Origin of the sequence: Sulfolobus sp. E5-1-F, from assembly GCF_009601705.1 — an archaeon.
Taxonomy (GTDB): domain Archaea; phylum Thermoproteota; class Thermoprotei_A; order Sulfolobales; family Sulfolobaceae; genus Saccharolobus.
The window spans coordinates 2,337,044-2,350,036 of sequence record NZ_CP045687.1; the positions used below are offsets into that span (position 1 = coordinate 2,337,044).

The 12,993-nt window shown below is 36.3% G+C and carries 12 protein-coding genes and 1 pseudogene; 6 read left to right on the forward strand and 7 right to left on the reverse strand.

The window, feature by feature from the left end:
* Window positions 1–89 precede the first annotated feature (89 nt).
* The gene (locus GFS03_RS12320) at window positions 90–851 is read left to right on the forward strand and encodes a ZIP family metal transporter (protein WP_153424360.1); all 762 of its coding nucleotides are present in this window, start codon (window positions 90–92) and stop codon (window positions 849–851) included.
* 35 nt (window positions 852–886) lie between these two features.
* Entirely contained in the window at window positions 887–1,795 is a 909-nt protein-coding gene (locus GFS03_RS12325; RefSeq protein ID WP_153424361.1) for a dihydrodipicolinate synthase family protein, read from the forward strand.
* Here GFS03_RS12325 and GFS03_RS12330 read toward each other — a convergent pair.
* The 6 genes from GFS03_RS12330 to GFS03_RS12355 all read right to left on the reverse strand — a co-directional run bounded on the left by GFS03_RS12330 (window position 1,769) and on the right by GFS03_RS12355 (window position 9,019).
* Window positions 1,769–2,500: a cyclase family protein gene (locus GFS03_RS12330; protein WP_153424362.1), complete on the reverse strand. Its 732-nt coding sequence runs from the start codon at window positions 2,498–2,500 to the stop codon at window positions 1,769–1,771. The genes GFS03_RS12325 and GFS03_RS12330 overlap by 27 nt on opposite strands.
* 117 nt (window positions 2,501–2,617) lie before the next feature.
* Window positions 2,618–3,733, reverse strand: coding sequence for a glucose ABC transporter ATP-binding protein GlcV (gene glcV, locus GFS03_RS12335; RefSeq protein WP_153424363.1), 1,116 nt, complete (start codon window positions 3,731–3,733; stop codon window positions 2,618–2,620).
* Between the two features lie 2 nt (window positions 3,734–3,735).
* Window positions 3,736–4,623, reverse strand: a complete 888-nt coding sequence (glcU, locus tag GFS03_RS12340; protein ID WP_153424364.1) for a glucose ABC transporter permease GlcU — start codon at window positions 4,621–4,623, stop codon at window positions 3,736–3,738.
* 6 nt (window positions 4,624–4,629) lie between these two features.
* A complete protein-coding gene (glcT, locus tag GFS03_RS12345) occupies window positions 4,630–5,487 on the reverse strand; it encodes a glucose ABC transporter permease GlcT (protein WP_153424365.1) in 858 nt (285 codons plus the stop codon).
* A 3-nt stretch (window positions 5,488–5,490) separates the two neighbouring features.
* Window positions 5,491–7,380 (reverse strand): glucose ABC transporter substrate-binding protein GlcS, encoded by a 1,890-nt coding sequence (gene glcS / locus GFS03_RS12350; protein ID WP_153424366.1) that lies wholly within the window; start codon window positions 7,378–7,380, stop codon window positions 5,491–5,493.
* A 109-nt stretch (window positions 7,381–7,489) separates the two neighbouring features.
* The gene (locus GFS03_RS12355; protein ID WP_153424367.1) at window positions 7,490–9,019 is read right to left on the reverse strand and encodes an AMP-binding protein; all 1,530 of its coding nucleotides are present in this window, start codon (window positions 9,017–9,019) and stop codon (window positions 7,490–7,492) included.
* 147 nt (window positions 9,020–9,166) lie between these two features.
* On the opposite strand from GFS03_RS12355, the gene GFS03_RS12360 reads away from it, so the two are divergent.
* The 4 genes and pseudogenes from GFS03_RS12360 to GFS03_RS12375 all read left to right on the forward strand — a co-directional run bounded on the left by GFS03_RS12360 (window position 9,167) and on the right by GFS03_RS12375 (window position 12,262).
* Complete coding sequence (locus GFS03_RS12360) at window positions 9,167–9,310, forward strand: hypothetical protein (protein ID WP_153424368.1); 144 nt, start codon at window positions 9,167–9,169, stop codon at window positions 9,308–9,310.
* A complete protein-coding gene (locus tag GFS03_RS12365) occupies window positions 9,289–10,530 on the forward strand; it encodes a purine-cytosine permease family protein (RefSeq protein ID WP_153424369.1) in 1,242 nt (413 codons plus the stop codon). Before GFS03_RS12360 ends, GFS03_RS12365 begins: the two co-directional genes overlap by 22 nt.
* A 12-nt stretch (window positions 10,531–10,542) precedes the next feature.
* On the forward strand, window positions 10,543–11,325 hold the full coding sequence (locus GFS03_RS12370; RefSeq protein WP_153424370.1) for a BtpA/SgcQ family protein: 783 nt from the start codon (window positions 10,543–10,545) through the stop codon (window positions 11,323–11,325).
* A 3-nt stretch (window positions 11,326–11,328) separates the two neighbouring features.
* Window positions 11,329–12,262 (forward strand): annotated as a pseudogene (locus tag GFS03_RS12375) (nucleoside hydrolase).
* 4 nt (window positions 12,263–12,266) lie between these two features.
* Here GFS03_RS12375 and GFS03_RS12380 read toward each other — a convergent pair.
* A complete protein-coding gene (locus tag GFS03_RS12380; protein WP_153424371.1) occupies window positions 12,267–12,944 on the reverse strand; it encodes a helix-turn-helix domain-containing protein in 678 nt (225 codons plus the stop codon).
* Between the last annotated feature and the right edge of the window lie 49 nt (window positions 12,945–12,993).

Consider the following 12,993-nt stretch of genomic DNA (forward strand, 5'->3'; position numbering starts at 1 on the left):
GGGGATTTAAAACTCTATTTAATCTATATAATTGATATGATAGATAAGCTTATAAGTTTCTTTATCCAATTACGACAGGGCGAAAAGAAATGAATTACTTCCCAATCCTTTTAGGTTTAATAGCTGGATGCACAGTAGCTATAGGTGCAATAATAATATCTAAAGGGAAATTCAGCAAAACAGCAATTGGATATCTAGGAGCATTTACTGGAGGAATACTCTCGTATTTAGCATTAGATACAGGCTCGGGAGCTGAAGAAATTGTTACCAATTTCTTATCGGCTAAAGACTACCTAGATTTCATCTTTGCCCTTATCTTAACTTCAATAGGACTAATAGGAACATGGTTGCTTTTAAGTCTTCTAGAAAAAAACCCAAGTGGTGAAGGATTACCACTAGTAGTTGCCAGTGGTTTAGGATTTCACAACATAGGCGAAGGCTTTGCCATAGCTGCTGCATTATTGTCAGGGTCAGTAGCTGCAGCCTGGGCTTTCACAATAGGCTTCGCTGTTCACAACGCAACTGAGGGATTTGCAATATCGTCACCAGCAGTAATGTCAAAAAAACAAATGGGACTAAAGGCTCTAATAACCCTATCCCTACTTGCTGGTTTACCCACTACCTTAGGGGCTTCAATATACTATCTTGGAATCTCAAACGGAATATTCTTAGCGTTTCTTAACGTAGTTGCCTCAGCTTCCCTAGTATTCGTTATGATTAGGATTAACATAAATGCAGCATCCCTACTTGGTGGATTTAAGGCTAGGTTCTGGACTTGGTTATTTATAGGAATAGCGACCACTTACGGACTCGAAGTATTGCTGGATATATTAGGAGGAGCTACTTTCTAATCAAAATATTAAAGCCGTGTAGCGTTTATTTATTTATGAGATTAGAAGGTGTAGTAGTCCCATTAATCACACCATTTTTAGAGGACTACTCAATAGATAAAGAAGGTCTTAAATGGCTAGTATCTTACTTAAGTGAAAATAGGGTTAATGGAATATTCGTAAATTCAAGTGTAGGTGAGTTCGCTAGCCTAACTTTAGATGAAATGAAACTCGTGGCAAAGATAGCATTAGATTCAAGAAAAAGTGACAATACTCTAATTTTCGCTGGAGCTTCAACGAACTTCACTGAGGAAACCATAAAATTGGCTAAGGATTTTAAGGATATCGGAATTGACGCGATAGTGGTAATGGCCCCGTATTTCTTTAAGGTAAGAGAAGAAGAGTTGTTGAACCACTTTTCCATGATAGCTGAGAAAGTGGATCTTCCTATTATTATATACAATATACCACTCTTCACCGGAATTGATATACCAATCTCAGTTTACAAGAAACTAGTATCTCAATACTCTAATATAATTGGAACTAAAGTAACCCTAGATAGCCTAATTTTCTTCAAGAAGTTGATAAGTGAAATAAGAGAAATTAGAAAGGACTTTTCAATTCTTACAGGGTTTGACGAGTACTTATTGCCACTTCTATACATGGGTGGGAATGGTGGAGTAATGGGACTAGCCAATGCCATTCCGAAACTCCATTTAAAAGTTTACGAAAGTTGGAAAAATGGTAATTACTCAGAGGCAAATAAATATTGGGTTGATGTGTTAAATATAACTAATATTTACGACTACTGCAACTCATATACTGCATCCATAAAATTACTACTTAAGGTATTGAATATGCCGATAAAGAACGTAGTAAGGCCACCTTTAACAATATGTGAAGAAGAGAGCAAAATACGGGAGAAGATAAAGGGTCTCTCATCTTTTTTCACAAATAGCGAATAACCTAGTTGGCCCTCCCTCAGCACCAACAATTTTTAAAGGCGCATAAAAGAACAGCGCTTCACCATTTCTACACTCTTCTAACACCTTTCTCATATTGTTGACACTTTCCAAAATTATTATACCATTACTAAGTAGTCTATGGTGCACATAAACCACTTCATCCCAGCTCGTTCTGGTAGGATACTCCTTACCAGCCCAACCTGCAATACTCATGCTTTCTATCCCCACAGCCCTTATCTTTTTACTCACTAAGTAATCAGCACCACTTGAATCGAGGTAAGGCCAATTATATAAGAAATCTTCCTTACCCCTCATTGCCGAGAAACCAGTATAGAGCATTACAACGTAATTCCCTTTTATCTTATCATCAAACTTCTTTAGATCATTACTAGTTATTGGTTCTCCCAACTTTTTATAGCTTAAATCTAGAACGTTACCATAGCCTATAAATTTCATTATGTTAAACTTCTCAACACTTTCTCCATTAGGTACGAAATGTAAAGGAAGGTCTATGTGCGTGCCAGAATGTAACCCCATATATACCGTTGAAAGTGTAACCTCACCATATTTATTACCTTTCCTAAAGTATTCATGTTTAAATGGAGGATCCCCAATATATGTTTGCATTCCATTGAACATGTCGTAAGTCATATCTATTAGTAATAACTCACTCCTTGACAATTGTTCGAATAACTCCTTAATCATATTTGGAAAATAAGCTATTACTATAATAACGTTTTCGCTAATCTGTTAACAAAAACTATAAGGGAACATAATTATTCAAATAGGGATGTTATCATGATAGACTAAAAAACGTTTTAGTTACTTTATGACTTGCGTCTTGGTGGTAAGTAGATTATTTCCATTCTGATCGAATATTTTTATTTTCCCTGATTTAATTAAGAGATGAGTTTCAATTCCAGTCTCTAATGGTTCTTCCGCGTCCACTATTATATCTATATTTTCGTCAGCTACTGGAGATACCACTATCTTAAATATACCCGCACCATAGCTGACTAGCTTCACTTTTACAATACCAGCATCTATGTATTTATCTAGTAAGGTGTCAGAAAGTGTTAAATCATCTGGTCTTATTCCTATAACTATATTGTTCATTCCTTTTAGGTCTATATTATTTAGAGGTATTTTTAGATTACCTATCATCGCGTTATTTTCAATCACCTTCGCCTGTAGCAAGTTTATTTCACCGGTTAGTCTAGCTATTAGATCCGTTGCTGGATATTCATATATTTCAGTTGGACTACCTATCTGAGCGAATTTTCCATGAACAATAACTCCAGCCTTATTCGCTATTGCAAATATGTCTGCTGGATCATGGGACACTATTAACGTAGTCAACTTTCTCTCTCTTTGTATCTTCCTTACTAAAGCTCTAGCGCTTTCCCTAATCTGTGTATCCAGATTGCTGAACGGTTCATCTAATAGAAGAACTTTAGGATCTTTTACTAAAGCCCTAGCTATTGCAGTTCTTTGCATTTGACCTCCAGAGAGCTCCTTAGGATATCTATTCAAAACACCAGATAAACCTAATTCTTCGGCAACTTCCTTAACTTTATTTTCTATCTTATCTTTAGGAACCTTAGACAGCTTTAAAGGAAAAGCTATATTATCGAAAACAGTCATGTTAGGGTACAGAGCCCAATTCTGAAAAACCATTGCGATACCTCTTTTCTCTGGACTTATGACAACTCTACGTGGTGACGATACCACATCATTGTCAAAATATATATAACCGCTGGTCGGTTCCTCTAACCCCGCTATTAACCTCAGAAACGTAGTCTTACCATGACCACTTGGTCCTAAAACACCAAAGGACATCCCTGAATCTATTTTTATTGATATATTATCCACTGCTTTTACTTCTGTTTTACCTTTTTTAAATATCTTTGATAAATTTTCCACTCTAATTGTGGTCATATTTACACCCCTTTAGCTCCGCCACCTAGTGCTGCTAGTCCACGTATAAAATATCTTCCAAGAAATATAAATATTATCAACGGTATTAAGGAAGAAATAACTCCAGCTGCAAAAGACCTATTGTAAATTAACGCATATGCCGCTGTATAGAATCTAGCAGCTACTGGTAACATTAACATGTTCGGCGTATTTGTAAGTATTAATGGTATGAAGAACTCATTCCAAATCTGCAGGAAAACGAATATTAAAGTCGATAAAAACCCAGGGAATATTAATGGAAAAACAACTCTCCACAAGATAGTCCAATCTCCAGCTCCATCCATCCTAGCAGATTCTATTAAGTACTTAGGAACTACTGGAATAAATATTGACATTAATAATGCGGAAGTTGGTACATAGAATATTAGCATAGCGAATATTAACCCTATATAAGTATTGTAGATATTTAATGAAGTTTCTAATTCAATTAATGGAAACGTAACTGTTTCTATAGGCAAGAATGTCGCTAAAGCTATTATGGAAAATAAGGTATTGCTTAATATTCCATGTTTCTCACTAAGTATGAAGAAGAAATAGGCAGTCATTGTCCCTATTACCACTGATAATAGTACCGATGGTACGACTACAAGTAAGTATCTCAACATTGTTGGTTCTAGTCCGGGAATAGTCGCATATCCAAACCATGCAAAGGCATAAGCGTCAAGAGATGGCTTAGAAGGAGGTAGGAGTATTGGAGTACTGGCTGCTTCTAAATTGGACTTTAAACCCCCTAAAATCATTGCATACAAGGGAACTAACCACATTATAACGAGTATTCCAGCTACTATTTCTAATAGCGCGTATTTAATCGAATTCGTTATATAGTTTCCCTTACTTATGGATCTTTCCATCTTATTTCACCTCCTAAACACCCATTTCTTTAATCCGAGTATTGCATAAGGAATAATTACTACGGCGGCAATTAATGCCACTAAGGAAGATAAAGCTGAGGATAGAGAGAAATACTCAGTACTGAACAAAATATAAATGTATTCTACGAGACTCATCATATTCGGGTTTGTGGGTCCTCCTATAGTAAACGGTACGGTAAATATTCTAAAGGAGAATAAAAATAGTAGAGCTGTAGATACTATAAGACCATTCATTGAGTTTGGCAATATAATCCTAAATAGTAAATAGAAGTTATTTGCACCATCTATTTTAGCAGCCTCAATAATAGATTTATCTACGCTCATAAACGAAGCAAGATAGAATAGAACTGCTAACCCCGTATACGCCCATGTTTCTATAATTATCATTCCTGCGTAAATAGTGGGTTGCGTAGTCAGCCAAATTATATTTGGAAAATGAAACACTCTTAAGATCAAGTTAATGCCTGTTTGTGGATTAAATAACCATTGCCAAGTGATCGCATAAGTAGAGGAAGGGACTGCTAAGGGATACAGAAATACAGATAGGTAAATTGCTCTTCTTGTATTACTCTTTATAAAATATAAAATTCCAGCTCCTAATATTCCTAATATATTCCCAATTGCAACAGCAGTTATAGTGTATACAATTGTGTGAGTAACGGCCAGATTAAAAAAGTATTCTGAAAATAAAGTTTGATAAGTACTTATCCCTGCAAAGGTAGGATGTAAATTAAATAACGACCAATTGAGAAGTGAGAAGTAAACATTGAGACCTAACAAATATATCAAAAAAGCGGCAAATATAAGACCAGGTATAGACATTAGGATTGCTCCCTTTCTCATAATTTATCCACCTAAGTATAAATCAGAATTCAAGATTAAAAATTTAGATAAAAAAACATTAGAAAAAAAGTTTATCTTATTTATAAAGGAATTTACGAAAGATTTATATCTAGTTTGATCTAGATATATCATCAATAGAACCAGCAATGGATAAGGTAGCAAATTTAGGCCGTTAGTGATGTAATAATTTACATTATTAACCTTGTTGATATCTTGCTGTTGTCCAAGTTTTTTCAAATATGGTAATAAGTAGTGAGGTGGTGTTAGCAAGAATGATGGAGTATAGCTTGAGTTAAATGTATAAGTACTTGGATTAACCCATGGTGGCAGATAGTCACCAAATGGATTTCCTCTTTGTCCCACAAAGCCAAAACCGTCTTTCGCAGCTATTTGCCATTCATGGAATGTCATATTTTCAGCCTTGAACAGTGCAGCATTAAAGGTGGGGATATATGATGAACCTTGCTCTTGCAAGTTCAATTCTTGTGCTATGAGGAAGTAGAACACATCATCAAATAACGTTCCATCGGCAAATGCCCATGTAAAGTTCTGAGGTGGGGTATGTAATAAGGCTTGATAATCGTACCACTGCATTGGAGTAGAATAGTAATCTGTTGAATTAGCCCATACTGACACACCCTTGTAATAAGTCCATATTTTCTGTCCTTCATACGAAGTCCAGAATTTTGCGAAGTTTATAGCAGCTTGTTCTTGTGGATTATTAACAGTAGGAATCGCAACTGAATCCATGTCTATGACGTAAATACCTTGTGTACCGGGGAATGGTATTGCCATTAATGTAACATTAGACCAATTTAGATAGGGCTGTACTGCAGGATAAGTTGTAGTATTGTACCATATGGCTGCGTATTCAGCTAGCCAGTTGCCACCAGCTTCGAATACAGCTTGCCCCTTTATCACTAATGCTAAAGCGGACCATATAGATTGGCTTTGCCAACTTGGAATCACAGAATTTTGACCTACAAATTGCAAGAATACACTATCAGTTTCATTAATAATCTTTTGGACTGTTACGTTATTTAAGTTAAGCACACCATACATTAGCTCATTTGATAATTTAGCAGCACCTGCAGCTCCATAATATTGAGCGGCTACAGAAAGGAATATTGCAAACCACAAATGTAGTTGTTCATATCCACCTTCAGCACCTGACATTGCCCATGGATTAATCCCATGTGATTCTAATTGCTGAGTATCGTAAATTAGCAAACTTAAATTGGTAGGTATAGGCAAGTTGTACTTCTTAAGGATTTGAGGATTGAAGTACAACTCCTCAGCTCTGTGAACGTTTGTTGGAGCACCGAATATTGTTCCATTATAAGATATGGCCATAAGTGCCTCCGTAACACCCTTCTGGAATAGTCCTTCTTGGGCCAAGAGTGGGGTCATATTATATAAATCGTGGGGATTAGGTAGTAACTCTACATAAGAAAGTACTTCTGGACCTCCATGAGCCCAAAATATACCTTGCAATTTACCAGCTTCAATATCGTTAATTACAACATATCTTTCCTCTACACCACTAGCTCCCGGTAATGAGGTAAATTGCACGGAGTAACCTGGATAGTAGATTGAAAAGTTTCCTGCAAGCCACTTTAATCCTACAGGGTCTTCAGCACCCCATGGATTTATAAAGTCTACCACGTACGATGAAGCAGTTGATGTTGTTGTAGTTGTAGTAGAGAATAAAGTAGAGGTTGTTGATGGAGTTGTCACTGAAGTTAGTGAACTACTAGTAGTTGTAGAAGGGGGCTTACTAGAACTGTAGTATGCAGCCAAACCTCCAGCAATAGCAGCAATTACAATCACTACTACAATTATTATTATTATTGCAGTTCTAGAGATTGCCTTATATATTTTACGTTTTGACATACTCTCTAATATCTTTGTGACCATTAAGTATTTTATAAATACCAAACCTAACTTGTTTAGCATTTATATATATTTCCGTAAAAAGGTCTAATTCAGATATTCTAGAACCCTATACTTCACCTCTAAAAACTCTCCTCATGATTTTCCCAGAAGGAGTTTTAGGAATATCATCCACAAATTTAACTTTCCTGGGAACCTTATATGGAGCTAAATGTGCTCTACAATACCTTATTATATCCTCAGCCAAGGCATCTGAAGGTGAATATCCCTTCTTGAGTTTTACGTAAGCCATAACACTTTCTCCTCTATACTCATCAGAAACTCCAACGACTACTGCCTCATCTATAGCGTAATGTTGGTATAGAACTTCCTCAACCTCTCTAGGCATTACCTTAAAGCCTGAGGCGTTTATTATATCCTTCTTCCTATCGATAATGTAAACCCAATTATTTACTATCTTCCCTATATCCCCAGTTGGAAGCCATCCATCTTTAAATTCACCCATTTTCCAATACCCATTAACCACTTGCGGTCCCCTAACTAATATTTCCCCATCCTCTCCTATCATCACCTCGGTATTATACACTGGAATTCCAGAACTCACAATACCGTATTCTTGCTCAACTGGTAAACCGCCTTCATAAGGATATGGCCATAACGTAGCGGGGGAAGTGGTTTCTGTTAGCCCCCAGGCCATGTAAATCCAATACCCCACTTTCTTCCTCCACTCTTCTTCAATAGCCTTTGGCATGGCCATTCCTCCAGAGGACCAAAGTCTCATGCTTGACAAATCTTGCTTATCTAATGCGTTAAGCATAGCCATATATGCAGTTGCAACAGCCATTGTTAACGTCGTTTTATTCTCCTCAACGATTCTTAGGGAAAGATCCGGATCAAACCTAAATGAAGTGTGAATGGATGAACCAGAGAGGATTGAAGTTGTAATGTGAAATATTTGCCCCGTTATATGGAAAAATGGCGCTATGCCTAAAATCTTATCGTTTCCATTAAACCTGAACCATTCCCTATAGATGTATGATGAAGCGTAAATGTTGGAATGGGTTATTGGAACTCCCTTGGGTTTTCCAGTAGTTCCAGAAGTGTAAACTAAAAGGGCTAAATCGCTACTAGCTACCTTGACGTCGTCAATTCTCTTATTGCTCTTTAAGTCTAATTCTTCTTCACAATCATCAACAATCTTCCACTTCTCCTTATATTCTGGAGGGATTTCATGGAAAGTATTTGGGTTAGTGTGTATAGTTTGGATTAGATTCTTTACTTTTGACTCACATGAAGCTATTGCAATCTTAGCGTTTGAATCGGATATAAGGTACTTTAATTCATTTTCAGTATACGAGGGGTTTATCGGTAATATGATTCCTCCTAATTTCCAAACAGCGTATTCTGCTATGATGAACTGAGGAATGTTTTGTGTTGAAAGTATTATTACATCCCCCTTTTTGACGTATTCGGATAATTGGGATGCTACAGAATTGACCATCATTCCTAGCTGTTGAAATGTTATTTTAGTACCAAAGTAATTAATAGAAACTTTATCCTTAAACTCGTTTATACTTTTCTCTAATACTTCAACTTGTGTTTTAGATGTCCAACTTTTCTTTTCCCCACTTATTATCATTATAAGTTTTTTATGGCCTTATGGTAATTAAGTTTCCTCTTTATCTGTACACGATAATCATGGATAATCTATATTTCCAAAGATAAATATAACTACTATATGTAAAGCATTTTGTTTATAAAATTCTTCTTGCTATATAATTTACTTATGAGTAAGAGAGGAGAAGAAGATGTTTACATGAAAGGTACCGGGTTTGAGATAATAGGAGTTAGACCAATACCCAAAAACTCCAGATATATGAATACCTCAAAAATCTTCATCTTCTGGCGATGGCAAGTGCATCTGCCATAACTCCTCTAATAGGTTATCTATTGCAAAACGTAGGTCTTTACTATTTGTTAATGTCATTTACCATTTCACTTTTAATCGGTATTATACCAGCTGGATTATTTTCTGAAATGGGTAGACAATTTCCGGTCCCAGCCCTAGTAGTCTCTAGAAGAACGTGTGGGTACTTAACTTCCAATGCGTTATCATTACTCTATACTGTAGTTAACATAGGATGGTTTGGGTTAAATGATATTACTGGTGGATTAATAGTAGCTTCACTGACTCACACTAATCCCGTAATATGGTATATTGCGTTCGGCATTATTCAAATAATGTTGGTACTTTACGGAGCTAAACTATTAGAGTACTTTTATAGATATACTGCACCGCTACTTATCATCTGTTATGCAGTTTTGACGTATTTTCTCTTTATCTATTTCAAAATAGACTGGAACCGAATCTTAAATACTGGTAACGTTGATTGGGGACTTGCCGTAGGTTTAGTTCTGTCTTTCTCGATCTTGTCATGGACTTATAAAATCTCAACTGCGACCAGATTTGCTAAAGAAGAAGGGAACAAAGTAACATATTTCATAGCCGCACCTTTAGGAATAATGATTCCAGTTTACTTAATGGGAATATTGGGCTATATATCACAAGTGTCTGCAGGGAACTGGAACATACCAGCAGTATCATTTCCCGTAACAAGCGGTCTAATAGGGATAATAATAGCCATAGCGTCAATTGGTGCATCCTTAGCAATACTCCACACTAATGCGATGAACTTATACCCAGCAGTTGCTGACTTATTAACCGCATTACAGCCAGTATTGAAAAAAAGGGAAAACATGACACAACCCATTGCAGCAATCATTTTAGGCATAGCCGGTTCCATTGCAGCAATTTTAGGCATATTACAAAATGCTACTAACTTCCTTCTTTTCGTAGGAGATATTATATTTCCATACACCTTCATTGTGTTAATAGATTGGTACCTTAGAATATGGCCTAACATGAAACAAGGTAAAATAGCCCCAAATGACTTCTATTCTTTTCAAAAATCAATACGTGATAATTTAAACCCATATGCACTTGTTGCTACAGTAATAGGGACTATCCTTAACGTTATTAGCATACCAATGCTGACTCCTTTATTCAATTACTTCCCGCAAGAACTTTTCGGTTCTTTAATAGGAGCACTACTATATTATCTATTTATAAAGTTAAAATTGGTAAAATAATAAGGGATAAGTATGGTTAAAATAATTGGCATGATACACTTACCTCCACTACCCGGTTCGCCTAGGAATACTATGAGTTTAGAAGAAGTTGTGGAGTATGCATTATCAGAGGCCAAAACGTTGGAAAAGGCTGGAGTTGATGCTATAATTGTTGAGAATTTGGGAGATTACCCGTTCTTCAAAGATCAGGTTCCCGCAATTACTATAGCGTCAATGGCTGTAATAGTTAGGGAAGTGGTTAGGAATTCATCACTGGAAGTTGGCGTTAACGTATTAAGGAATGCATGCATTCAAGCCTTTGAAGTAGCTCACGTTACTGGTGCTGACTTCATAAGATGTAATGTTCTTAATGGAGCTTACGTCACAGACCAAGGTATAATAGAGGGAAGGGGAGCAGAGTTATTAAGAGACAAGAGGTATCTGAACTCCAATATTAAAATTTACGCTGATGTTCACGTAAAACACGCTTATCCCTTATATAATGTCGATATTGAAATCGCAGCAGAAGATCTTGCTGAAAGAGGAGGTGCTGACGCAATTATCGTTTCCGGTCCAAGAAGCCCCATCCCCCCAGATATACAAAATGTAATAAAGGTAAAGAAGGCTGTAAAGTTACCCGTTCTAATAGGTAGTGGGATTTCTCTCTCAAATTTCAGAAAATATTGTGAGGTAGCAGATGGGCTAATAATAGGTGAGAGCGACTTTAAGATAAATGGTGAAATTGGAGGAAGAAGCAATGGGGAAAGTTACGCTAAACTGGTTAAGGAATGTAGATCTATCTCGCCAATGGTGTAATGAATGAGGCATTTCATAATTGATTGTGATACAGCTGAGGACGATATAATGAGCTTAATAATGCTGCTAAAACACAATATAAACGTATTGGGAATTACAATAGTTGAAGGAAACGTTGATTTCGACCAGCAAGTTAATACAATGCTATGGGCCTTGGAGTTTCTAGATGTTAACATTCCAGTATTTCCGGGTAGTAGGAGGCCTTTAGTAAAATCGTTCAGAACAGTTGAACAAGTCCACGGGAAGAGCGGAATAGGAGACGAAATAGTCAGGCCAAAGCAGTTAAGGCCAGAAAATAAGCATGCAGTTGATGCGATTATAGACTTCTGTGAAAGGTATTTTGGTGAGGTTGAATTTTTAGCAATATCCCCTCTCACTAATCTAGCCTTAGCGTATTTAAAATACCCTAGATTAACAGAATGCATTAAGCATGTTTACATAATGGGAGGGACGATTTATGGTAGGGGAAATATAACTCCAATGGCTGAATACAATTTTTGGGTAGATCCAGAAGCTACTAAAATAATTCTGCACGCTGGTTTCAACAAAACAATTGTCCCATGGGAAGTTGCAGTCGCAAACGCAATTGACTCCAGTACTTGGGAATATATAAAATCCCTTAGTACGAAATTATCTAACTTTTACATCAAAATATACTCTCATTACAGAAAATTTTCAATGGAGAGGCAAAGAATGAGGGGGAAATCCTCATCCAGATGTAATAACAACTGCAATAGCAATAAATCCAGAGATTATAAAGAAGTCCTATAACGAATATGTTGATATAGAGACCAATGAAGGGTTAACTAGAGGTGCTCTGATAATAGATTATGTTGAACCTGGGCATCTCCTAGGAAGCGGTAAGCCTAATGCTACGATAGTATATGAAATACATTATGATAAATTCGTAAAGATGCTACTACACTCCCTAAGCTGAATAATTATATAAAGTCAGAAATTTTTTTGAGTACATTTCTCAAAGAGAGGGACACGCTCATCTTACTAACTCCCAGTTGCTCAGCTAGCTCTTGAGAGTTCCTATCTCTAGGCACATTGAAATAACCTAACTCCCTCGCTTTTCTCAATAACATTCTCTCCTTTTCTGTTAATATCATCTCTAACGAGTTCCTACTTATCACTTTAAATATTATTTTCTCATCAACGTCCTTCTCCACAAAATTAATAATTTTTACCCTATCATCCTTCATTAGGGCACTAACAACTAAAGCCTTAACATCTTTTGGCACTATAATGTCATATATTTCTTTACCATCTTGTATAGTAGTTCCAATGATAGAAGTCCCCTTAGCCCTAAGTTTACTTATCATTGTGCTCTCAGCTTCTTGTAACATCGATATTAAGTAGATCGAGTATTTGTTACTATCACCAGCTACCTCTGATATATTAAAGTCTATAATACTCCTATCTTTGGTCATGATATTCTTAATCTGTGCTTTAATATTTTCTCTACTTCCTCTGATAATAGCTATCCTAGTTGCCTTAAGTATATCAAAACTAGAGTATTCAATATTAATTAACGTATCAATATAATTTCCGCTTGTGAGCTCTGACCAGCATCCATGATGTGAAGCTACTACGTTAATGTACTTATGGCTCACATGTTCATACTTTTTTTAAAAGTTTAAAAGCTTTCTAATTATACGTCGG

Excerpts from the sequence above, each read along its gene's own strand:
- GFS03_RS12320 (WP_153424360.1), top strand. The coding sequence starts at position 90 with ATGAATTACTTCCCAATCCTTTTAGGTTTAATAGCTGGATGCACAGTA.
- GFS03_RS12325 (WP_153424361.1), top strand. The coding sequence starts at position 887 with ATGAGATTAGAAGGTGTAGTAGTCCCATTAATCACACCATTTTTAGAG.
- GFS03_RS12330 (WP_153424362.1), bottom strand. The coding sequence starts at position 2,500 with ATGATTAAGGAGTTATTCGAACAATTGTCAAGGAGTGAGTTATTACTA.
- glcV (WP_153424363.1), bottom strand. The coding sequence starts at position 3,733 with ATGACCACAATTAGAGTGGAAAATTTATCAAAGATATTTAAAAAAGGT.
- glcU (WP_153424364.1), bottom strand. The coding sequence starts at position 4,623 with ATGGAAAGATCCATAAGTAAGGGAAACTATATAACGAATTCGATTAAA.
- glcT (WP_153424365.1), bottom strand. The coding sequence starts at position 5,487 with ATGAGAAAGGGAGCAATCCTAATGTCTATACCTGGTCTTATATTTGCC.
- glcS (WP_153424366.1), bottom strand. The coding sequence starts at position 7,380 with ATGTCAAAACGTAAAATATATAAGGCAATCTCTAGAACTGCAATAATA.
- GFS03_RS12355 (WP_153424367.1), bottom strand. The coding sequence starts at position 9,019 with ATGATAATAAGTGGGGAAAAGAAAAGTTGGACATCTAAAACACAAGTT.
- GFS03_RS12360 (WP_153424368.1), top strand. The coding sequence starts at position 9,167 with ATGAGTAAGAGAGGAGAAGAAGATGTTTACATGAAAGGTACCGGGTTT.
- GFS03_RS12365 (WP_153424369.1), top strand. The coding sequence starts at position 9,289 with ATGGCAAGTGCATCTGCCATAACTCCTCTAATAGGTTATCTATTGCAA.
- GFS03_RS12370 (WP_153424370.1), top strand. The coding sequence starts at position 10,543 with ATGGTTAAAATAATTGGCATGATACACTTACCTCCACTACCCGGTTCG.